23 protein-coding genes and 1 pseudogene are annotated in these 19,927 nt (G+C 70.3%); 8 read left to right on the plus strand and 16 right to left on the minus strand.

Translation table 11 applies throughout. The features are described from left to right. Positions 1-65: 65 nt before the first annotated feature. The 4 genes from GTY58_RS21035 to GTY58_RS21045 form a co-directional block, all read right to left on the minus strand. Positions 66-641 carry an FABP family protein gene (locus GTY58_RS21035; protein ID WP_010985459.1) on the minus strand — a complete coding sequence of 192 codons (576 nt, stop codon included), beginning with the start codon at positions 639-641 and terminating at the stop codon, positions 66-68. A gap of 289 nt (positions 642-930) precedes the next feature. Continuing rightward, positions 931-1,776, minus strand: a complete 846-nt coding sequence (locus GTY58_RS21040) for a hypothetical protein (protein ID WP_010985460.1) — start codon at positions 1,774-1,776, stop codon at positions 931-933. Continuing rightward, a complete protein-coding gene (locus GTY58_RS39725) occupies positions 1,773-2,642 on the minus strand; it encodes a hypothetical protein (protein WP_242432112.1) in 870 nt (289 codons plus the stop codon). Before GTY58_RS39725 ends, GTY58_RS21040 begins: the two co-directional genes overlap by 4 nt. Continuing rightward, entirely contained in the window at positions 2,639-3,214 is a 576-nt protein-coding gene (locus GTY58_RS21045; protein ID WP_306292867.1) for a hypothetical protein, read from the minus strand. The genes GTY58_RS39725 and GTY58_RS21045 overlap by 4 nt, the downstream gene beginning before the upstream one ends. Positions 3,215-3,609: 395 nt before the next feature. Here GTY58_RS21045 and GTY58_RS21050 point away from each other — a divergent pair, with 395 nt between their 5' ends. Continuing rightward, positions 3,610-3,972, plus strand: a complete 363-nt coding sequence (locus GTY58_RS21050; RefSeq protein WP_037650797.1) for a DsrE family protein — start codon at positions 3,610-3,612, stop codon at positions 3,970-3,972. 22 nt (positions 3,973-3,994) lie between these two features. Here GTY58_RS21050 and GTY58_RS41680 read toward each other — a convergent pair. From GTY58_RS41680 to GTY58_RS21090, 9 genes and pseudogenes are all read right to left on the minus strand, one after another. Then, positions 3,995-4,111: pseudogene (locus GTY58_RS41680) on the minus strand (VOC family protein); the annotation flags it as partial. 45 nt (positions 4,112-4,156) lie between these two features. Continuing rightward, a complete protein-coding gene (locus GTY58_RS41685) occupies positions 4,157-4,291 on the minus strand; it encodes a hypothetical protein (protein ID WP_306292866.1) in 135 nt (44 codons plus the stop codon). Between the two features lie 10 nt (positions 4,292-4,301). Beyond that, on the minus strand, positions 4,302-4,562 hold the full coding sequence (locus GTY58_RS21060) for a DUF3099 domain-containing protein (protein WP_037650795.1): 261 nt from the start codon (positions 4,560-4,562) through the stop codon (positions 4,302-4,304). A gap of 88 nt (positions 4,563-4,650) precedes the next feature. After that, the gene (locus tag GTY58_RS21065; protein ID WP_010985465.1) at positions 4,651-4,938 is read right to left on the minus strand and encodes a DUF1416 domain-containing protein; all 288 of its coding nucleotides are present in this window, start codon (positions 4,936-4,938) and stop codon (positions 4,651-4,653) included. Positions 4,939-4,968: 30 nt separating this feature from the next. Then, a complete protein-coding gene (locus GTY58_RS21070; RefSeq protein WP_010985466.1) occupies positions 4,969-5,808 on the minus strand; it encodes a sulfurtransferase in 840 nt (279 codons plus the stop codon). A gap of 446 nt (positions 5,809-6,254) precedes the next feature. Then, on the minus strand, positions 6,255-6,998 hold the full coding sequence (locus GTY58_RS21075; protein ID WP_010985467.1) for a DUF2993 domain-containing protein: 744 nt from the start codon (positions 6,996-6,998) through the stop codon (positions 6,255-6,257). Positions 6,999-7,227: 229 nt separating this feature from the next. After that, positions 7,228-8,430, minus strand: a complete 1,203-nt coding sequence (locus GTY58_RS21080) for a hypothetical protein (protein ID WP_037650793.1) — start codon at positions 8,428-8,430, stop codon at positions 7,228-7,230. Positions 8,431-8,438: 8 nt separating this feature from the next. Next, on the minus strand, positions 8,439-8,693 hold the full coding sequence (locus tag GTY58_RS21085; RefSeq protein WP_010985469.1) for a MoaD/ThiS family protein: 255 nt from the start codon (positions 8,691-8,693) through the stop codon (positions 8,439-8,441). A gap of 92 nt (positions 8,694-8,785) precedes the next feature. Then, positions 8,786-9,679, minus strand: a complete 894-nt coding sequence (locus tag GTY58_RS21090) for an alpha/beta fold hydrolase (RefSeq protein WP_010985470.1) — start codon at positions 9,677-9,679, stop codon at positions 8,786-8,788. Positions 9,680-9,971: 292 nt separating this feature from the next. Here GTY58_RS21090 and GTY58_RS21095 point away from each other — a divergent pair, with 292 nt between their 5' ends. Both GTY58_RS21095 and GTY58_RS21100 read left to right on the plus strand, forming a co-directional pair. Continuing rightward, positions 9,972-10,781: a response regulator transcription factor gene (locus tag GTY58_RS21095; protein ID WP_010985471.1), complete on the plus strand. Its 810-nt coding sequence runs from the start codon at positions 9,972-9,974 to the stop codon at positions 10,779-10,781. 63 nt (positions 10,782-10,844) lie between these two features. Then, complete coding sequence (locus GTY58_RS21100; RefSeq protein ID WP_010985472.1) at positions 10,845-11,888, plus strand: LacI family DNA-binding transcriptional regulator; 1,044 nt, start codon at positions 10,845-10,847, stop codon at positions 11,886-11,888. Between the two features lie 256 nt (positions 11,889-12,144). Here GTY58_RS21100 and GTY58_RS21105 read toward each other — a convergent pair whose 3' ends face one another. Then, positions 12,145-13,908: a trypsin-like serine protease gene (locus GTY58_RS21105; protein WP_010985473.1), complete on the minus strand. Its 1,764-nt coding sequence runs from the start codon at positions 13,906-13,908 to the stop codon at positions 12,145-12,147. Between the two features lie 432 nt (positions 13,909-14,340). Between GTY58_RS21105 and GTY58_RS21110 the strand changes: the two genes are divergently transcribed. The 4 genes from GTY58_RS21110 (at position 14,341) to GTY58_RS21125 (ending at position 18,422) form a co-directional block, all read left to right on the plus strand. Next, positions 14,341-15,552 carry a trypsin-like peptidase domain-containing protein gene (locus GTY58_RS21110; protein WP_037650787.1) on the plus strand — a complete coding sequence of 404 codons (1,212 nt, stop codon included), beginning with the start codon at positions 14,341-14,343 and terminating at the stop codon, positions 15,550-15,552. A gap of 64 nt (positions 15,553-15,616) precedes the next feature. Further along, on the plus strand, positions 15,617-15,823 hold the full coding sequence (locus GTY58_RS21115; RefSeq protein WP_037650784.1) for a hypothetical protein: 207 nt from the start codon (positions 15,617-15,619) through the stop codon (positions 15,821-15,823). Positions 15,824-16,209: 386 nt separating this feature from the next. Continuing rightward, the gene (locus GTY58_RS21120; RefSeq protein WP_010985476.1) at positions 16,210-16,941 is read left to right on the plus strand and encodes a response regulator transcription factor; all 732 of its coding nucleotides are present in this window, start codon (positions 16,210-16,212) and stop codon (positions 16,939-16,941) included. Continuing rightward, positions 16,938-18,422, plus strand: a complete 1,485-nt coding sequence (locus GTY58_RS21125; protein ID WP_010985477.1) for a HAMP domain-containing sensor histidine kinase — start codon at positions 16,938-16,940, stop codon at positions 18,420-18,422. The genes GTY58_RS21120 and GTY58_RS21125 overlap by 4 nt, the downstream gene beginning before the upstream one ends. A 4-nt stretch (positions 18,423-18,426) precedes the next feature. Here the strand turns inward: GTY58_RS21125 and GTY58_RS21130 are convergent, their stop codons facing one another. Continuing rightward, complete coding sequence (locus GTY58_RS21130; RefSeq protein WP_037650781.1) at positions 18,427-18,633, minus strand: DUF397 domain-containing protein; 207 nt, start codon at positions 18,631-18,633, stop codon at positions 18,427-18,429. Continuing rightward, on the minus strand, positions 18,630-19,463 hold the full coding sequence (locus GTY58_RS21135) for a helix-turn-helix transcriptional regulator (RefSeq protein ID WP_010985479.1): 834 nt from the start codon (positions 19,461-19,463) through the stop codon (positions 18,630-18,632). Before GTY58_RS21135 ends, GTY58_RS21130 begins: the two co-directional genes overlap by 4 nt. Before the next feature lie 125 nt (positions 19,464-19,588). On the opposite strand from GTY58_RS21135, the gene GTY58_RS39730 reads away from it, so the two are divergent. Next, positions 19,589-19,927: a hypothetical protein gene (locus GTY58_RS39730; protein WP_037650778.1), complete on the plus strand. Its 339-nt coding sequence runs from the start codon at positions 19,589-19,591 to the stop codon at positions 19,925-19,927.

Raw genomic sequence — 19,927 nt, forward strand, 5'->3', positions numbered from 1 at the left:
TAGGCCGACTTGAGGAAAGCGACGGCTGCTTGAAGCGATCACTCCTACCTGAAGGGCGATCACTCCTACTTGAAGAAGGCGATGCCGTCGTCCGGCATGTCGTCCGGCAGGGCCTTCGCCCAGCGCTCGACGTCCTCCGGGGTGACGACCTTCTTCAGGTGCGCCGACATGTAGGGGCGCAGCTCGACCTCGGGGGTCTGCTTCTCGCCGACCCACATGAGGTCGCTCTTCACGTAGCCGTACAGGCGCTTGCCGCCGCTGTACGGACCGGCGGCCGCCGTGCGCGCGACCGCGTCCGTGACCAGGTCGATCTGCGGCTTCTTGGCGGCCAGCTCGCCGTACCAGATCTCGACGACGCCGTCGTCGCGGGTCATGACGGCCTCGACCTTGCGGGCGGCATCGACGCGCCAGAACCCGGACTCGGTCTCCAGCGGCCTGACCTTGTTCCCGTCGGCGTCGAGCACCCAGGTGTGCGAGTGGTACTCCAGGAAGTCGCGGCCGTCGTGGGTGAAGCTGACCTCCTGCCCGAAGTTGCACTTCTCGGAGCCGGGGAAGTCGTGAACGCCGGCGCCGGCCCAGTTGCCCAGCAGGAAGGCAAGGGGGACGAGGTCCTTGTGGAGGTCGGACGGGATCTCGATCATGAGCAGCTCAGCAGTCTCGTACGTCTGGAAGGGGGGCGGCCGTGACGGTGACTCGGTCGGTGACGGAGGTCAGCGCTGGCCCTGGTACAGCTTCTTCACGGTCAGCCCGGCGAAGGCGAGAACGCCGACGCAGACCAGGACCAGCAGGGTTTCGAAGAAGATCTCCACGGGGTGCTCCTCGGTGACACGGTGAAGGCGGTGCAGGGCCGGGCCCCACTCTAGTCGGGTGGGGCCCGGCCCTCTCTTTGAGGTACGCCCTGCCGGGCCTTTGAGGTACGCCCTGCCGGGCTCAGCCCAGCATCTGGCTCTGGAGGGTCACCGTCTGCTGGAACGGCACGGCCTTCGCGCCGCCCGCACCGGACTGCACGACGACCGCGAGAGTGTCGGAGGCGCCGAGATACGCCTGGCGGTCCTGTTCGCGCCCGTACGGCCTGGTCTCCGCGAACACGGCGCGGTCGACGCCCTCGACCCAGGTGGACTCGGGGAACTTCTCGTCCCGGCTCAGCTGCGCGGCGCCGCGCAGCGCGTACCGCGGGGCGTCGTAGTCGGTCAGCTCGCTGGAGAGGAGGTCGTCCACGACCGCCGCGGTGTCGAACTGGAGCAGGTAGATCCGGGTGCGGGTGCCGTCCTGGGTGGTCCAGCCGCGGGCGGCGATGTGCCGCAGGCCGTTGTCGGCCAGCAGCTGCCGCACGGTGTCGCGGTCGTCCTTCCCGGCGTACTCCGCGACGAAGGTCTTCGCGGGCAGCCAGCCGTCCTCGCCACGCAGCGTCCTGTCCTCCTTCGCGCCCTCGGGGGCGGGCAGGACGAGGGCACGCAGGTCGGCGTAGTGGGTGCCGGCCTTGTTCGCCTCGGCGAGCGGTCCCGGGCTGCCGGACGGCAGCGGCGGTTTGACGATCTCCGGGTACTCCCACCGCCCGTCCGACGCGGTCGCGAGCCCCGGCACATCGGTCCGCTCCATCGCCGCGATCCCGTACGCGGACGCCGCCCCGACGGCCGCGAAGACCACGACGGCGGCGCTCCACCGGAGCACGGCACGCAGGACGCGGCGGTCTTTTTTGACGGGAGGAGCGGGGGGAACAGGGGGAACTGGGGGTACAGGTGGTGCGAGGGGCTGCGTGTCCGTCTGCTCGGTCATACCGCCTCCCCCGGTTCGGCGATGCGGTCGAGCTGGGTGCGGAGCAGCATCGCCACGCCCTTGGCGTTCAGTGGCTTGGCTCCGTACGCCGTGGCGCTGACCAGCACGTCGCCCTGGTACGCGGAGCAGATCATCGCGTCGAGCTTCTCGTCCGCGTCCTTCGGCGGCAGATAGCACTGCGCGTTCTTGTGTCCCTCGACCTTCGGCCCCTTGCGCAGGACGCCGAGGGCGGTGAGGAACTCGTTCTGGAACGTCGAGATGTCCCGTACGGCCGCCCGGCTCTCCAGCTGGGACAGCACCATGCTCACCGTGAACGCCTTGTCCGCGTAGAGCGTCGAGTTACCGGCCTGGGACGTGCTGAGGTAGCTGCGCATCACCATGCCCTTGATGCGCTGCTTGTCGATCCGCTTCTCCAGCCGGAGTCGCTGCGAGCGGGGCAGATCGCGCAGCGACTCCTTGCGCAGGGCGGTGGCCCGGGCGCCGCTCAGCTCCGCGTCCGCGCCGAACTCGTCGAGGTCCGGCCCCCGGGTGAAGCCGTCGGTCTCGTACGGCACGAGCATGCCGCCGAGCCCCGAAGAGGCGGCCGTCTCCGTCGTGGCCTCCTTCTTCGCCTTGGGCAGGTTCCAGACGGGCGCGCCCGCGTCACGGTCGGCGCCGTTGACGGTCACGACGGTGTAGCCGGTCCCGGCGACGACCGCGGCGGCCAGCAGCACGGATCCCGTGACGGCGGCGACACGGCCACGGCGTACGGGCTTCTTCGGGGCGGTGCCGGCCTCCGGCAGGACCACCGTCTCCGCGGCGGCCGGCTCGACGGGCCCGATCAGCCCGCCGGTGACGGGGCTCTGCCCGACAGGGTTCTCGCTCACAGCCGCCCCATCTGCCGCGCGGCCAGATCCATGATCTTCTCCTTGGGGATCGGCTTGGTGTCGAACACCCAGAGCTGCATGACGATGTCACCGCGCCAGGCGTGCGCCTCGGCCGAGTACACCGGCTGATAGCCCGGCCTGGCGTCCGGTGTCGTGTGGACGTACGCCATGCCGTCCCCCGTACCGGGGACGGTCCAGCTGCGGGTGCCGGCCTCTTTCTCCGCCCAGTACTGGAGGTCGGCGGCGGAGTCGGCCGCGGCGAGGTTCTCCTCCTGGCGGTACTGCACGAGCTGGACCCGGACGTTGTACGTGCTGCCCACGCGCCAGGTGGTGGCGGCGGACCGGCGGAACTCGTCACTGATCGCGCCGCTGAAGGCGCCGGCCGGCTGCTTGAAGCCCTCCGCGTACTCCGCGAGTCCCACCCAGCCGTCGTGGCCCGGCGTGTACGCGGTGTCGCGCGCCCCGGCCGGCCGCTTGAGCAGCAGCTCGCGCAGGTCGCCGTCCGTCCTGACCCGGCGGTCCCGCGCGGCCGACAGCGGCTCGGGGCCCTTCCCCTTGGCCTGCGCGACCACGGGCTGCGAAAGGGACGGCAGCCTGGTTGGCTCGCGGTCGGCCTGGATCAGAAAGCCGGTACAGGTACCGGCGACGACACCGAGGACGGCGGCCGTGGCGATCAGCGAGGTCGTACGCCCGCGCCGCCGCGAAGCCGACGGCGCGGCCTCGGGAGCTTCAGCTAATACAGGCGCATCAGCTGATACAGGCGCTTCAGCCGGTACAGGTACGTCAGCCGATACAGGTACGTCAGCTGCTTCGGGTCTTTCCGGTACTTCCGAGACTTCCAAGACGTCCCCCCACAGAACGCGAAGCGTGGATTCCGTATCCGCGCGCACAGGAGACCCATGGCCCGCTCACGGGGTTGCCCGGGGCTTGATCACGATTCGGACAACGGCCGGACTACCATGCGGACATGGCGAAGAAGCTCGTGATCAAGGTGACGGCCGGTACGGACGCCCCGGAACGCTGCTCGCAGGCGTTCACCGTGGCGGCGGTTGCCGTGGCCAGCGGGGTGGAGGTCTCGCTCTGGCTGACCGGCGAGTCCGCGTGGTTCGCGCTGCCGGGCCGCGCCGCCGAGTTCGAACTGCCGCACGCCGCCCCGCTGCCCGACCTGATCGACTCGGTCCTGGCCGGCGGGCAACTCACCCTGTGCACGCAGTGCGCGGCCCGGCGGGACATCACGGAGAAGGACGTCCTGGACGGCGTACGCATCGCGGGCGCCCAGGTGTTCGTGCAGGAGGCGATGGCGGACGGGACCCAGGCGCTCGTCTACTGAGGCGCCTGAAGCGTCCGGAGCGTCACGGGGCGGTCCGCACCCACAGGCAGAACGGGTGGCCCTGCGGGTCCAGCAGCACCCGTACGTCGTCCTGCGGCTGGTGGTCGGCGAGTGTGGCGCCAAGCCCCAGGGCGCGGGCCGTCTCGGTCTGGAAGGCGAGCGCGGGGCCGCTGCCGTCGGGCGGTCAGGTCAGCACCCGGTCCGGCTCCTCGGAGCGCACCTCGTACTCGAGCAACCGCCCGTAGAACCCGGCCAGTTCCCGCGCGTCGCTCGCGTTGCTCACGTCGAAGACGATGCTGGACAGTCGCGTGCGCCCCATGAGCGCCTTTCTACTGCCGCCGCTTCTTGCCGTCCAGCTCGTCCCACCACTCGTCGGACTTCGGGTCCCCCGACGGGTCGTCCCACCAGCGGTCCTCGGGGCCTCGCCGGTTGGCCACCATGGCGGCGAGCGGGGGGATCACCATGGCCACCACGCACATCCCCACGGCCACGGGAATCGACCAGAGCCGCACGACTGCCCAGGCCAGGACGAAGAGGCCGATGCACGTCCCCATCATGGCGAAGTAGACATGCCGCCGTCGCGCGTACATACGTCCAGCGTAGGCCCGCACATGCCGAAGGGCCGCACCCCGAGCGTCCAACCCGGGGGTGCGGCCCTTCAGCCGTCGGCGGGTGCCGTCAGACGGCGATCGCGACCTCCGCGAGGCCGCCCGTCTGGGCGACGACCGTGCGGTCCGCCGTGGCGCCCGGCACCAGGGCGCGTACGGTCCAGGTGCCCTCCGCGGCGTAGAAGCGGAACTGTCCCGTCGCCGAGGTGGGGACCTCGGCGGTGAACTCGCCCGTGGAGTCCAGGAGACGGACGTAGCCCACCACGGGCTCGCCGTCCTTCGTCACCTGACCCTGGATGGTGGTCTCACCGGGCTTGATCGTCGAGGCGTCGGGGCCGCCGGCCTTCGCTCCACACATATTTCGTTTCCGTCCTTCAGGCCTTGAGGGTTACTTGTTGGCGCCGAGCTCGATCGGGACGCCGACCAGGCTGCCGTACTCGGTCCAGGAGCCGTCGTAGTTCTTGACGTTCTCCACGCCGAGCAGCTCGTGCAGCACGAACCAGGTGAGCGCGGAACGCTCACCGATGCGGCAGTACGCGATCGTGTCCTTGGCGAGGTCGACCTGCTCCTCGACGTAGAGCTCCTTGAGCTCGTCGTCCGACTTGAAGGTGCCGTCGTCGTTGGCGTTCTTCGACCACGGGATGTTGCGGGCGCTCGGGATGTGGCCCGGACGCTGCGACTGCTCCTGCGGCAGGTGGGCCGGGGCGAGCAGCTTGCCGCTGAACTCGTCGGGCGAGCGGACGTCGACCAGGTTCTGCGAACCGATGGCCGCCACGACGTCGTCGCGGAAGGCGCGGATCGCGGTGTTCTGGGCCTTGGCCTTGTAGTCGGTCGTGGCGCGGGTGGGCACCTCGGCGACCAGGTCGCGGGAGTCGAGCTCCCACTTCTTGCGGCCGCCGTCGAGAAGCTTGACGTTCTCGTGGCCGTAGAGCTTGAAGTACCAGTAGGCGTAGGACGCGAACCAGTTGTTGTTGCCGCCGTAGAGGACCACCAGCGTGTCGTTGGCGATGCCCTTCTCCGACAGGAGCTTCTCGAAGCCCTCCTGGTCGATGAAGTCACGGCGGACCGGGTCCTGGAGGTCCTTGGTCCAGTCGATCCGGATCGCGTTCCTGATGTGGTTCTTCTCGTACGCGGACGTGTCCTCGTCGACCTCGACGATGGCCACGCTCGGGTCGTCCAGGTGGTCCTGGACCCAGTCGGCGTCGACCAGGACGTCGCTGCGGCTCATGCTGTTTCTCCTCCGGGGCAGGTGCGGCGGGGTGTGCATCAGAGAGGGGTTGCGCGCGGTCGTCTCGTGCCTGGTGGCGTACGACGCGGCGCACGGGCCCTGGCGATGGGGCCTCGGGAATGCGGAAGTCTGCGCTTCCGCTCAGAAGGAGCGACAGAGCATGGCGGCGACGCGGCACAGGTCTACTGCCCGCCGCTTCGTGAGGTCCGCCTGTCGCTTCATAGAGTCGATCGTAGGGACGGACAGGCGGGCATGTCACCGGCGTGTCGCATGATGAGATGCGATCGTCCGGGATGTGGGACGCCAAGGGGGCCGGGGCGGTGTCCGCCCGGTTCCCGGGCCTCGGTTCGCGTCATCGCATCTGCTGTGCGGACGGGGCCGTCTCGCCTTTCGGACACTTGTCCGTTCGAGGGGGCCCGGCGGATGCCCGAGGGGCCCGGGACGTCCTACCCGACGAGCTTGACGTTCGAACCCTTCACCGAGATCTCCACGCCGTCCTTGGCCGCCTCGACCTTGTCGAGCTTGATGCCGCCGGGAAGTTCGTCGATCTTCTGCTGGAAGTCGGTGATCGAGCGGATCTCGGTCTCGGCCAGCTCGACACCCAGCTTGGGCAGGGAGTCGGCGTGCACCTTGACCGTGTCGCCCTCGACGGTGACCGTGCTCAGCACGGAGACGGGGCGCGGCACCTTGGCGCCGAGGACGGTGGCCTCGACCTCGACCTTGATCTTGCCGTTGCCGCCGTCGGAGAGGCCGACGACCCGGGCGGTGAGCGCGGGGCCGACCCTGGTCGGCTCGGACTTCGCGGCCTTGAGCAGCTCGCTGTACGCGATGGTCGCCGTGCCGGTGGCGCTGTCGGCGGTGGCGGAGCTGTAGTCGCCGGAGAAGACCACACCGTGCATCTCGGCGTTCAGGTCGTCGATGCGGATCTTGCCGGTGCCGCTCGTGGCGGAGCCCGTGTCCGCCTCGTAGTTCTCGATGCCGAGTTCGACGTCGTCGAGCTCTCCGCCGGCGACCTGGGTGAGGAAGGGGAAGCCCTTGATGGACACGTCGGGCGTGCTGGACAGGCCCTCGGTGGTCTTGATCTTCTCGGCCGCCTGATCCTCGGCGAAGCCGACCGCGACCCGGTCCGCGATGACGAACAGACCGCCCAGGATCACGGCGATGATCAAGAGTATTCGCAGTGCTCGCATGCTAGGTGGTCCCCCGCCTCAGCCGTCGTACCAAGTCGTCCTCACACGACCTGAGTGGCCGTCAAACGCGAGCGTAACCCTGTCGGAGGTCTGGCCGGAGCTATACGGAGAGTTGTCGATCACTTGTGACAGGGCGGGCCTGGGGCACGGCCCGCCCCCTCGGCCCAGCACACCGGCCCGGCGCCTCAGCCCGGCGCCTCAGCCCGGCGTCCGGCTGGGGCGCCCGCGCTCAGCCCAGCGCCCGCCCCAGCAGGTAGACCGCCGGAGCCGCGGCCGCCAGCGGAAGGGCCACGCCCGCCGTCATGTGGACGAAGCGGGACGGGTAGTCGTAGGAGGCGACCCGGTGGCCGATCAGCGCGCAGACACCCGCGCCCAGACCGAGGAAGGCCCCCTGGGTGCCCAGGTCGGTGACGCCACCGACCGCGACGCCCGCGCCCGCGGCGGCGAGCAGCGCCACCACCACGGAGGCCGCCGTCGGCAGGGGCAGCGCACGCGCCAGGATCGCCACCGCGACCGCCGCGGCGCCCACGGTGACGGCGTCCGGCGTCGCCGCGAGGTGGCCGGTCGCCACGATCGCCAGCGCCGCCGAGGTGACGGTCGCCATCAGGCCGTACATCCGCTCGTCGGGGTCGGCGTGGCTGCGCAGCTGGAGTACGAGGGTCAGCAGCACCCAGACGCCGAGGGTGCCGAGGATCGCGGCGGGCGCGTTCTCCCGGCCGGCCGCCAGCAGCGCCACGTCGGCGGTGAGCGCGCCGGCGAACGCCAGCGCGATGCCCTGCCGGGCGGGCCACATGCCGTTCAGCCGGAACCAGCCCGCGGCCGTCACCGCCTGGAGGATCACCAGGGGGACGACGAGGGCGTACTCGCCGATCGTGGCCGACACGGACAGCAGGGCCCCGAGCACCGCGGTGAGCGCGGCGGGCTGCATCCCCGGCTCGATGATCGGCGACCGCCCCTCGAGACGGGCCCGCTGGGCGTCGGTGATGCGGGCGTTGCCGGTGGTGGTGGCCGGGCCGTAGCCGGATCCCTCGGCGGGCGCCTGCGGGGTGCTCCGGGCGACGGGGGCGGCGGGTGCGGCATGGGCAGCGTGGGCGGACGGGTCGTACGCCGGGGCCTCATGGGGCAGCGGCTGCCCGGCGATCCCGTACTGCTGCTGCGGCAGATACGTGGTGTCCGCCGCGGAGACCGGCTTCTGCGTCTGCGTCTCCCAGGTCTGCCCCTGCCACTGCTGGGTGTACTGCTGCTGCTGAGCGGCGTCGTCGTACGCCTGCTGCCCGGGCCACGCCTGCGGTTGCTGATGCTGCGGTTGCTGATGCTGCTGCTGTTGTTGTTGCTGCTGCGCGTAGGGCTGCTGGTGCTGATGCGGGTCGTACCCCTCGTACGGCCCGTCGTAAGGCCCGTCGTACGACCCCTCATACGGCTGGTTGCTCATAGGTCCCGTCACCCTCCTGCGAACGGCGGGAGCACCTCGACCGTGCCGCCCTCGGCCAGCCGTACCGTCTCATGTCCGCGGGTGCCCACCGGGTCACCGTCGATGAGGAACGAGCATCGCCGCAGGACGCGGACGAATTCGCCGGGGTGTCGCTCGCGGGCGGCGTCGAGCGCCTCGGCGAGCGTGGCCGCCTCGTACGGCTCCTCGGCGACCCCGGCCGCGGCCTTGGCGGCGGCCCAGTAACGCACCGTGCCCTGTGGCATCTCGTTCCTCAATCAGTGGACTCAGCGGTTGCTGCGAACAGTGGATTCAGCGATTGCTGCGAAAATCAGTGGTTCTTGTGAACACGGTCAGGCTAGCTGGCGTGCGCGGCGGCCCATGCGCCGATGCGGGACAGGAGTGCGTCGTCCGCCGCGTGCTCGGCGTGGCCCATACCGGGCTCCAGCCACAGCTCGGCGTGGTCCTGAGCGGCGGCGGCCAGCATCCGCGGGTGGTCCACGGGGAAGTAGCCGTCCCGGTCGCCGTGCACGATGAGGAGCGGGGTGGGGGCGATCCGCGGGACCGACTCGACCGGGGAGAGCGGCACCGGGTCCCAGTCGCGGTGGTGGATGCGCGTGCGCAGGCCGACGCGGCCCACCGCCCGCCCCACCGGCCGGGTCACCAGCCAGTGCAGCCGCCGCATGGGCGCCGTGCCCCGGTAGTACCAGCGGGCCGGCGCACTCACCGAAACCACCGCGTCCGTACGCGCCTGCGTGCGCCCCTCGTGCTCCGGTCCGTACAGCGCCGCGTGCCGCAGCACCACGGAGCCGCCCATCGAGAAGCCGACGGTGACCACGCGGGTGTGCCCGAGCTCACGTGCCCACGCCACCGCCGCCGCCAGATCGAGGACCTCGCGGTCGCCGACCGTGGAGCGCCCGCCGGAGGCGCCGTGGCCCCGGAAGGAGAAGGTGACCACGGCCCCGTACTGCGCGAAGGCGCTCGCGGCGCGCCGTACGTGGGGCCGTTCCAGGTCCCCGGTGAAGCCGTGCGCGACCACGATCGCCGGACGCCCGGCGGCGGGGGCGGCGTCACGGGAGGCCGTGGAAGGCGGCGTTCCACCGTCGTATACGACGTTCCCCGGTTCGTATACGGCATCGATCGTCACTCCGTCGACCGTGCGCAGAAACCTCCGCAAACGGGTACGACGTGCCGTCTCAGAGTGCGGACGATCGCTGGAACGCGCCGTATGACCTGCCGGACCAGTGCTCATGTGGGCTATTCTGCTGGGAAGAGGACTCGGGCAGCGTAGCCCCCGGGTCCTTTTGTGCTTTCTGAAGCGTTGTATACGAAGCGGGAAACCGCAGGTGTACGGCTCCTAAGAACGCATAGCGGCTCCCAGGGGCGCGGGAGACGCACGTACAGAGCAGTGCCGCAAACGTCCTCGCAGGGACCGAGGAGGAACCAGACGTTATGGGCGAGCGAACCGTGCACGACCGCAAGACGACCCTGGCATGGGGGTCCCCCCTGCTCGAGCGAAACCGAGACCTCGGGGGTGGAGCGCGATGAGTTCTCTGCTGCTCCTGACCAATGCCCTTCAGCCGTCGACGGAGGTGCTTCCCGCTCTCGGCCTGCTCCTGCACAACGTGCGAGTGGCTCCGGCGGAAGGCCCCGCCCTCGTCGACACTCCCGGTGCCGACGTCATCCTGATCGACGGCCGCCGCGATCTCCCCCAGGTGCGCAGCCTGTGTCAGCTGCTCCGCTCCACGGGACCCGGCTGCCCGCTGATCCTCGTCGTGACGGAGGGCGGTCTCGCGGCCGTCACCGCCGACTGGGGCATCGACGACGTACTCCTGGACACCGCCGGTCCGGCGGAGGTCGAGGCGCGACTGCGGCTCGCCATGGGCCGCCAGCAGATCGTCAACGACGACTCCCCCATGGAGATCCGCAACGGCGATCTCTCGGTGGACGAGGCGACGTACAGCGCCAAGCTCAAGGGCCGGGTCCTCGACCTGACCTTCAAGGAGTTCGAGCTCCTGAAGTACCTCGCGCAGCACCCGGGCCGGGTCTTCACCCGCGCCCAGCTGCTCCAGGAAGTCTGGGGCTACGACTACTTCGGCGGCACGCGCACGGTCGACGTCCACGTACGACGGCTGCGCGCGAAGCTCGGTCCGGAGCACGAGTCGCTGATCGGAACCGTGCGGAACGTCGGCTACCGGTTCGTCACGCCGGAAAAGGGCGAGCGTGGCGGCGGCAGCGACGAGGCGAAGGCCAAGGCCGGCGGCACGTCCGGGCCGGCGGCGATCCCGGCAAAGCCGGAGGATGCGGACGAGACGGCACACGTGGTGGCTTCCGAGGTCACAGCCGAGGCATAGCCAGACGGTTACGAAGATGGATACGCCCTGCCCAGGGGCGTTCCATCCGCGTAGACTCCGCGCGTGGCCAAGGTGACTCGGGATGATGTGGCACGACTGGCGGGTACCTCCACCGCCGTCGTCAGCTATGTCATCAACAACGGACCCAGGCCGGTTGCCCCGGCCACGCGCGAGCGCGTTCTCGCAGCGATCAAGGAACTGGGGTACCGGCCCGACCGGGTTGCCCAGGCCATGGCCTCGCGGCGCACGGACCTCATAGGCATGATCGTGCCCGACGCGCGCCAGCCCTTCTTCGGGGAGATGGCGCACGCGGTCGAGCAGGCTGCCGCCGAGCGCGGAAAAATGGTGCTGGTCGGCAACTCCGACTATGTGGCCGAGCGCGAGGTCCACTATCTGCGGGCGTTCCTCGGCATGCGGGTCTCCGGACTGATCCTGGTCAGTCACGCGCTCAACAACCAGGCCGCCGCCGAGATCGAGGCCTGGGACGCCCGGGTCGTCCTGCTGCACGAGCGGCCCGAGCTGATCGACGACGTCGCGGTCGTCACGGACGACATCGGCGGCGCCCAGCTCGCCACCCGCCACCTCCTCGAGCACGGCTACGCGTACGTCGCCTGCCTCGGCGGCACCGCGGAGACCCCGTCCGTCGGCGACCCGGTCTCCGACCACGTCGAGGGCTGGCGGCGCGCGATGCAGGAGGCCGGGATCCCCACCGAGGGCAAGCTCTTCGAGGCGCCCTACAACCGCTACGACGCCTACCAGGTGGGCCTGGAGCTGCTGGCCGGGCCGAACCGGCCGCCCGCGATCTTCTGCTCCACCGACGACCAGGCGATCGGCGTGCTGCGGGCGGCGCGCGAGCTGCGCATCGATGTGCCGGGGGAGCTGGCGGTGGCCGGCTTCGACGACGTCAAGGAAGCGGCACTCACCGATCCGCCGCTGACGACGATCGCCTCCGACCGCTCGGCGATGGCCCGCGCTGCGGTCGACCTCGTCCTCGACGACGGTCTGCGGGTCGCGGGCTCGCGCCGTGAGCGGCTGAAGCTGTTTCCGTCGCGGCTGGTGGTGCGGCGGTCATGCGGGTGTGCTCCGCAGGAGACGCCGGGTTCTTGAGCTCCGGGTTCTTGAGGGGTGCGGGTTTTTGAGCGCCGGGTTCGTGAGCGGTGCGGGGCGGTGGGGGCTGGTCGCGCAGTTCCCCGCGCCCCTGACGGGGCTCGGCCCCGGGTGAATGCTGCGGGGCGGTGGGGGCTGGTCGCGCGGTTCCCCGCGCCCCCGACGGGGCTCGGCCCCAGGTGGACACTGCGGGGCGGTGGGGGCTGGTCGCGCAGTTCCCCGCGCCCCTGACGGGGGCGCGAGGAACCGGCGTTTTCTAGAACAGCAGGTTGTACTGGTTGAAGCCGCTGCCCAGGGCGATCCTTGAGCCGAAGAGGCTGCTGGACGCCTTGTTCGTGCCCGGGTACAGCCACAGCTTGCCGCCCGAGTCGCGGGTGATCACGTCGGCGATGCCGTCGCCGGTCACGTCACCGTTGGCGACGTACGAGGTGAAGTTCCAGCCCGTGCGCGCCTTGATCCGGCTCGACCAGGGCGCCTTCTCCTGCTGGGTGCCCTTGTAGAGCCACAGTGTGCCGTCCGTGGAACGGACCAGCAGGTCGGCGCGGCCGTCGCCGGACAGATCGCCGTGGCCGAAGATCTTCACGTTCTTCCAGGCCTTGTCGACGACCTTGACCCGGCCGTAGAACTGGCCGTTGCCCTTGCCGGGGTACAGGTAGACCGAGCCGTCCGCGTCCACCGCGACCAGGTCGGGGCGGGCGTCACCGGTCAGGTCGCCGGGGACGGCGTACGACTTGTAGCCGCCCCAGACCGAGCTGATCTGCATCCAGGTGAACTCGCCGCTGGTGTGGTCCATGTAGCTGCGGTACAGCTTGCCGTCCGTCTTGTCGCGGACGATCAGGTCCTGGAAGAAGTCCCGGTCCAGGTCGGCCTGGAGGACCCAGCTCGCGCTCTGCCAGCCGTTGCCCTGGTAGGCGCGCTGGGCCAGCGAGGTGCCCTTGCTGTCCTGCTCGAACAGACCGCCGGAGGGCGTACGGGCCAGCAGGTCGGCGCGGCCGTCGTAGGACAGGTCGGTGTCGTCGATGCGCGGCTGGGCCGCCCAGGTGTACGAGGACACCTTGGTGAACACCGGGTAGGCGCCCTTGCCCGTGCAGCCGGCGACGCCCCACGAGACAATGCCGATGATCTTGTTGCCGTAGATCACGGGCCCGCCGGAGTCCCCGTTGCAGGGGCTCTTGGTGGTCGCGTCGGTGCCGCCGGCCGGGGTGCCCGCGCAGAACATCGAGCCCTCGACGAAGTCGTCCTCGCCCAGGACCGACTGCATCGCGGAGTTGCAGGTCGTGTCGTCGACGATCGGCAGGTCGGCCTTGCGCAGCTTCGACGACAGCTCGGTGCCGGCGCCCTCGGTCAGACCCCAGCCGTAGACCGTGGCGGTCTGGCCCGGGGTGTACCAGGGGGTGTCGCCCGCGGCCGCCAGCCGCATCCACTTCTGCTCCAGCGGCCGGTCGAGGGTGAGCACCGCGATGTCGTTCTTGATGGTCACCGGGTTGTAGTTCGGGTGGTTCCACTGGCGCCAGACACCGGCGACGGTGCCGTTGGTGTCGTCGTACAGATCGGTGGTGCCGGCCAGGACGGCGCCGTTCTTGACCCAGTCGAGGCCCGCGACGCAGTGGGCGGCGGTGAGGACCTTGTTCGGGGCGACCAGGGTGCCGCCGCAGAAGTAGCCGTCACCGGTGGCGTCGTCGTAGTAGGCGAGCTGGACCATCCACGGCGCGCCGGCGATGGTCGTCTCGCTGCCGCCGATGATGAACGGCGTGTTCTTCGGCGTCTCGGCCTGGGTCGCCTGGTCCTCGGCCGCCGCGATGACGCGGTCGCGCAGTTCCTTGGTGGAGGCGGTGGGCCGCGGGGTCGCCCGCTGCTGGGCGGCGACACCGGGGTCCGGCAGTCCGCCGGGTCCGTCGGCGGCGGTGGCGGGCTGGGACGCGAGGACGCCGGCGCAGCTCAGCGCCAGCGCGAGAGCGGCCGCGGGAAACGCCGTGACGAGGCGTCTCGGTCTCAGTCGGCCACGCAGGGCAGGTATCACTCAGGGCTCCTGGGGTGGGTGTCGTAGGGGCCCGAGAAGGGCGTACGACGCACCGGTCCGAACCTGCCCACTGAACGCAGATCGGACGAACCCGCGGAGCCCCCCTCCGGCCCGGCGATCGTAGGCCTCACGTGTCACCGCACACACGGGTCGCACAGGAGTCAGACAAGTGTTCGTCCGGCGCGTTCCGTGTCATCACCGTGCGGCAACCCGCTGTTTCCCGGGGCTGAGCGGGCCTGATTCCCGGGCCTGAGCGGGCCCCGTTTCCCGGGCCTGAGCGGGCCTGGTTCCCGGGCCTGAGCGGGCCTGGACCTCCTCCCGGGCGCCTTTGTGCCGTCCCCCCGGGCGCCTTTATATCGGGCATACGAGGTTCTGTCGGGCTTCTCAGCGGGGACTCAGGTGCCTCTCATGATCGCGGGGGAACCTTCTTTCATGACCGAGAGCTTCCGCCGCAGCGGCGAGTACCCCGAGGGCGACCACCAGCAGCCTGCGTACCCCCAGCAGCAGCACTCTTCTTCTCCCGTGAACCCCGAGTGGCCGCCCCCGCCGGCCTACGAGCCGGTCACGCCGGTCGCCGTCGAGCCGGGCACGACGGTCTGGCCGTCCCCGGCACAGGCTCAGGCCCATGGCCACGTCGCGGGCCAGGCCGCGGACCACACCTTCGCGGCGACCGGTGACGGCGGCTACGGCGGCGGCCACGGCGGCGATACGGCTCTCTTCACCACGTCCCCCGAGGGCGCCGGTGCCGCTCCGAAGAAGCGCGCCAGAGGTCCGCTGGCCCTGCTGGCCGCCGTCGCGATAGTCGCGGCCGCCATCGGCGGCGGCACCGCGTACGGCATCCAGGAGCTGACCGGCAACGACACCGCGTCGAGCAGCACCAGCACGAACGTGGTGCCCACCGCCAAGAAGGGCACCGTCGCCGGTGTCGCCCAGGCGGTCAGCCCGAGCATCGTCGAGATCAGCGCCGCCTCGAACGCCGGTTCGTCGACCGGCGCGGGTGTGATCATCACGTCCAGTGGCGAGATCATCACCAACAACCACGTCATCTCGGGTGCCTCCGAGATCAAGGTGCAACTGAACAACGGCAAGTCGTACACCGCGAAGGTCGTCGGCACCGACAGCAAGAAGGACCTCGCGCTCATCAAGCTGGAGAGCGCGCCGTCCGGTCTGAAGGCCGCCACGCTCGGCAACTCCGACGGCGTCCAGGTCGGCGACGACGTCGTCGCGATCGGCTCCCCCGAGGGCCTGACCGGCACCGTCACCAGCGGCATCGTGTCGGCTCTGGACCGTGACGTGACCGTCTCGACGGACGAGAGCCAGGGCCAGCAGCAACAGCAGGGCGGCGGCGGCAACGGCGAGTGGCCGTTCTCCTTCGGCGGCCAGCAGTTCAACGGCGACACCGGCTCGTCGACCACGACGTACAAGGCGCTCCAGACGGACGCCTCCCTCAACCCCGGCAACTCCGGCGGTGCGCTCATCGACATGAACGGCAACATCATCGGCATCAACTCGGCGATGTACTCGGCCGCTTCGGACTCCTCGTCCAGCTCCTCGAGCGCGGGCAGCGTCGGCCTCGGCTTCGCCATCCCGATCAACACCGTCAAGGCCGACCTGGAAACCCTGCGTTCCGGTTCCACCGGCTGAGCACCCGCCGCGATGGGTGTCGACAAGTCGATTCAAACGATTAAAGTCGAGTAAGGAGTACGCCATGATCAAGAACCTTTCGCACACGGTGGCCGACACTGACCCGGCCGAAGTCGCTCGCGCCCTCGCGGTCGCCCTCGAACTGCACGCACCGGCCCCACGGGCGCCCGAGGTGGCGGTCCCGCCGCAGCTGATGGGCCTCCGTATGCCCGCCACGCGCAGGCACCGCCGCAAGGTGGTCCTGAGCCACCTCGGCGGGGTGTGCGTGTGAGCCGGAGCGGACGACGGCCGCTCCCGGCGGGGCCTTCCTCGGCCGTACGCTCGGCCGACCGCACGGCCGGCGCCGGCTGATCCCCCGGCCGACCCCACTGGCCGACTCCCGGCCGGTCCCACTGGCCCACTCCCGACCGGTCCCGGGCTGGCAGCTCGACCGATCCGGGGCCGACCCCCTGGCCGGCCCCGACCGATCCCAGCTGATCCTTCGACCGGCCCCCGACCGATCCCAGCTGATCCTTCGACCGGCCCCCGGCAGACCCCCGACCGACCTCCCGCTGATCCCCGGCCGACCCCCGACCGATGCTTTCCGCCCCGGACCGGAATCGTGCGAGGCTGAATGCGTCCAGAACCGTCCCACCGCACCCATAGGAACCCACGCCCATGAGCCCCGCCGAAGGCGACCGTGAACCCCAGCGCATCCTGATCGTCGACGACGAGCCCGCGGTGCGCGAAGCACTCCAGCGCAGCCTCGCCTTCGAGGGGTACGACACCGAGGTGGCCGTCGACGGCGCGGACGCTCTGGAGAAGGCGACGGCATACCAGCCCGACCTGGTCGTCCTCGACATCCAGATGCCCCGGATGGACGGCCTCACCGCCGCCCGCCGTATCCGCGGCGCGGGCACGACGACCCCGATCCTGATGCTGACGGCCCGCGACACGGTGGGCGACCGCGTCACCGGCCTGGACGCCGGCGCGGACGACTACCTGGTCAAGCCCTTCGAGCTGGACGAGCTCTTCGCCCGTATCCGCGCCCTGCTGCGCCGCAGCTCGTACGCGGCGACGGCGGTGGGCGTGCCGGAGGACGACGCGCTGACGTTCGGCGATCTGCGGATGGACCTGGCGACGCGCGAGGTCACGCGCGGCGGCCGGTCGGTGGAGCTGATCCGTACGGAGTTCACGCTCCTGGAGATGTTCCTGGCGCACCCCCGCCAGGTCCTCACCCGGGAGCAGATCCTGAAGGCGGTCTGGGGCTTCGACTTCGAGCCGTCCTCCAACTCCCTGGACGTGTACGTCATGTACCTGCGCCGCAAGACGGAGGCGGGCGGTGAGCCGCGCCTCGTCCACACGGTACGGGGCGTGGGGTATGTGCTGCGGTCGGGCGGCGCGGAATGAACAGAGCGGTACGCCGTTTCAGAACCCTGCCGATCCGCTCCCGGCTGGCGCTGCTGGTGGCGGCGGCGGTGGCGTTCGGAGTGGCGGCGGTCTCGGTCACCTGCTGGTTCATCGTGCAGGGGAAGCTGTACGACGAGATCGACACCAACCTCAAGGCGCAGAAGGGACCCGTGTCGTACGGATCGGTCAAGCGCGCCGGCTACAACTGCGGCCGGGATCCGAAGAGCAGCGACGAAAGCCTCCACGGACGTTCCGAGTACTACACCCAGGTGGTCAAGGCAGACGGCACCGTCTGCGCCTTCGACGGCTCCGCGGGCACGGTGAAGGTCACCAGCAGCGACATGGCCATGGTCAAGAACCCGAGCTGGGCCGGCGGCGCGCCCCGAACTGGAACCGACAGCGAAGGCAACCCCGTGCGGGTGCTGATCATGCCGCTCATCGTCACCGACGGTCCGGTCCCCGTGCCGACTCCGGTAGACAACACCGCCGTCGTCGTGGCCGCCCCCCTGGAGGGCACCCAGTCCACCCTGAAGGACCTGGCCCTCCTCCTGCTCCTCGTCTCCGGCATCGGAGTCGTCGGCGCCGGAGCCGCCGGCCTGGCGGTGGCCCGCGCCGGCCTCAGCCCCGTCGACAAGCTCACCGACACGGTGGAACATGTCGCCCGCACGGAAGACCTCTCCGTCCGCATCCCGGTCGAGGAGGACAGCGAGGACGAGGTCGCCCGCCTCTCCCGCTCCTTCAACTCGATGACGTCCGCGCTCGCCAGCTCCCGCGAGCTGCAACAGCAGCTCATCGCCGACGCGGGCCACGAACTCCGTACGCCCCTGACGTCGTTGCGCACGAACATCGAACTCCTCACCCGCAGCGAGGAGACGGGACGCCCGCTTCCCCCGGCCGACCGCAAGGCCCTCCTGGCGTCGGTGAAGGCGCAGATGACGGAACTGGCGGCGCTGATCGGCGACTTGCAGACGCTGTCCCGCTCCGACGCGGGTCATCCGGCCGACCGCGTGGAGGTGGTCTCGCTCCAGGACACGGTCGAGGCGGCCCTGCGCCGGGCCCGGCTGCGCGGCCCGGAGCTGACGATCACGGCGGACCTCCAGCCCTGGTACGTACGGGCGGAGCCCAGCGCGCTGGAGCGGGCCATCGTGAACATCCTGGACAACGCGGTGAAGTTCAGCCCGGAGGGCGGCACGATCGAGGTCGCGCTCGACAAGGGCGCCCTGACCGTCCGCGACCACGGCCCCGGCATCGAGACCGACGAACTCCCCCACGTCTTCGACCGCTTCTGGCGCTCCCCGTCGGCCCGCGCGCTCCCGGGCTCGGGCCTGGGCCTGTCGATCGTGGCGCGCACGGTGCAGCAGTCGGGCGGCGAGGTGTCCCTGCGGCGGGCGGAGAACGGCGGGACGGTGGCGACGGTCCGCCTGCCGGGCGCGGCAACGCCGCCGCCGGATCTGGATCCGGACGACGCCGGAAGCCAGTAGTTACTTACCTGCCTTCACCCTTGGCCATCGCAAGGAACGCGGCCCAGGGCTCCGCCCCGAAGACCAACGCGGGGCCCTGCGGGGCCTTGCTGTCGCGGACGGGGACGAGGCCGGGGTAGCCGTCGGCGACCTCGACGCAGTTCGAGTCTCCCCCGTCGCTGTAGGACGACTTACGCCACACAGCGGTGGTGAGGTCGGGGGTTCCGTTCATGATCTGCACTCCTCCAGAAGGCGCTTGATGAACGTCGTCGACTCCGCCGGAGTCAACGCCGCATCCCGGACGAGATCGTAGGACAAACGGTAGGACAGGACCTTGTCCGGATCGTCGACCAGCTCACCAAAGCCATTGCCCTCCACGTAGGCAACGGGCTCGCCGACCCGCTGCCACATCAGCGTGAGGTCGCTGTTCATGAGGTCGTGCACGCCTGCCGTGAAGGGCAACACCTGAAGCGTGACCGACGCCAGTTCGGCTACGTCAACCAGATGTACCAGCTGGTCTGCCCACACCTTCTCCTTGGGAACGCGTCGCCGCAGTGCCCCCTCGTCGAGGATCACGCGGACACTCGGGGCCGGTTGGCGGTGGAGCATCTCCTGCCGTCCCACGCGCGCGGCCACCTGTTCCTCGACCTCCTCGCCGTTGCCAGCCGTTGTCTGTGCTCTGGACAACCCAGACAACACCACACGGGCATAGTCCTCGGTCTGCAACAGGCCCGGCACCCGCAGCTGGAACTTCCACATGACCCGCGCTGTCGCCTCCAGCTCCATGAACGCCTTGTACTTGTCCTTGATGACGTCCTTGCGCGCGTCCCGCCATAAGCGAACCAGCAGGTCACCGGACCCGTGGTACCTGTCCAGGTCCTCCATGACCGCCCGCTTGGAGAGCCGCTCCCCCGTCTCCAAGCGGTACAGATAGCTCTTGTCGTACGACGTCTCCCCGGCCAACTGCCCCAGCGTCTTGCCGGACTTCTCCCGCAGCAACCGCAGCGTCCGCCCGAGCGCGGCACGCCCGGACTCCCGTTCCCCGTCAACAAGTTCGTCCACGTCACCCCTCCCCGTTGCCTGGCGCCCAGACAACACCGACCCTCTTCCGCAGCGTACGGCGAAGCAGTGACGATCGAGACACGAACGGTAATCACCGCTCGTCAGGACGCTGCAAGGGAGCCGACGTGCGCGGACGTAACGCGGGACTCTGGGAATCGCTACTGCTGGCACTGGTGCGGGCGCTGCTGCCCGCCCGGGGCCGGCACCGAGCGGTCCCGCTCCAGGGCCGGGGCCGCGACCGGCTGCTGGCCCCCGCGACCGCGTCGCCGTTACGACCCCGCCGCCCCCTCGACGCACGGCAGCCCATCGAACTCGACACCCCCCTCGTACGCCCGTACCTCCTCACCTCCGAGGAACGCCGCGAACGGAGACTGCGGCGGCAGCGGTGGCACGCCCTCTGGCCGGCCGTACACGGCGTCGATGTCGGTCCTCGCCGGATCCACGGAGTGGAGGTGCCGGCGTGA

Origin of the sequence: Streptomyces sp. SID5469 (genome assembly GCF_009862865.1) — a bacterium.
Lineage (GTDB): Bacteria > Actinomycetota > Actinomycetes > Streptomycetales > Streptomycetaceae > Streptomyces > Streptomyces avermitilis.

Coding starts and splice junctions, on each gene's coding strand:
- GTY58_RS21040 (WP_010985460.1), bottom strand. CDS start 1,776: ATGACCGAGCAGACGGACACGCAGCCCCTCGCACCACCTGTACCCCCA.
- GTY58_RS21035 (WP_010985459.1), bottom strand. CDS start 641: ATGATCGAGATCCCGTCCGACCTCCACAAGGACCTCGTCCCCCTTGCC.
- GTY58_RS21065 (WP_010985465.1), bottom strand. CDS start 4,938: ATGTGTGGAGCGAAGGCCGGCGGCCCCGACGCCTCGACGATCAAGCCC.
- GTY58_RS21125 (WP_010985477.1), top strand. CDS start 16,938: ATGAACAGAGCGGTACGCCGTTTCAGAACCCTGCCGATCCGCTCCCGG.
- GTY58_RS21070 (WP_010985466.1), bottom strand. CDS start 5,808: ATGAGCCGCAGCGACGTCCTGGTCGACGCCGACTGGGTCCAGGACCAC.
- GTY58_RS21050 (WP_037650797.1), top strand. CDS start 3,610: ATGGCGAAGAAGCTCGTGATCAAGGTGACGGCCGGTACGGACGCCCCG.
- GTY58_RS21120 (WP_010985476.1), top strand. CDS start 16,210: ATGAGCCCCGCCGAAGGCGACCGTGAACCCCAGCGCATCCTGATCGTC.
- GTY58_RS21115 (WP_037650784.1), top strand. CDS start 15,617: ATGATCAAGAACCTTTCGCACACGGTGGCCGACACTGACCCGGCCGAA.
- GTY58_RS41685 (WP_306292866.1), bottom strand. CDS start 4,291: ATGGGGCGCACGCGACTGTCCAGCATCGTCTTCGACGTGAGCAACGCG.
- GTY58_RS21075 (WP_010985467.1), bottom strand. CDS start 6,998: ATGCGAGCACTGCGAATACTCTTGATCATCGCCGTGATCCTGGGCGGT.
- GTY58_RS21110 (WP_037650787.1), top strand. CDS start 14,341: ATGACCGAGAGCTTCCGCCGCAGCGGCGAGTACCCCGAGGGCGACCAC.
- GTY58_RS21090 (WP_010985470.1), bottom strand. CDS start 9,679: ATGAGCACTGGTCCGGCAGGTCATACGGCGCGTTCCAGCGATCGTCCG.
- GTY58_RS21060 (WP_037650795.1), bottom strand. CDS start 4,562: ATGTACGCGCGACGGCGGCATGTCTACTTCGCCATGATGGGGACGTGC.
- GTY58_RS21130 (WP_037650781.1), bottom strand. CDS start 18,633: ATGAACGGAACCCCCGACCTCACCACCGCTGTGTGGCGTAAGTCGTCC.
- GTY58_RS21080 (WP_037650793.1), bottom strand. CDS start 8,430: ATGAGCAACCAGCCGTATGAGGGGTCGTACGACGGGCCTTACGACGGG.
- GTY58_RS21095 (WP_010985471.1), top strand. CDS start 9,972: ATGAGTTCTCTGCTGCTCCTGACCAATGCCCTTCAGCCGTCGACGGAG.
- GTY58_RS21085 (WP_010985469.1), bottom strand. CDS start 8,693: ATGCCACAGGGCACGGTGCGTTACTGGGCCGCCGCCAAGGCCGCGGCC.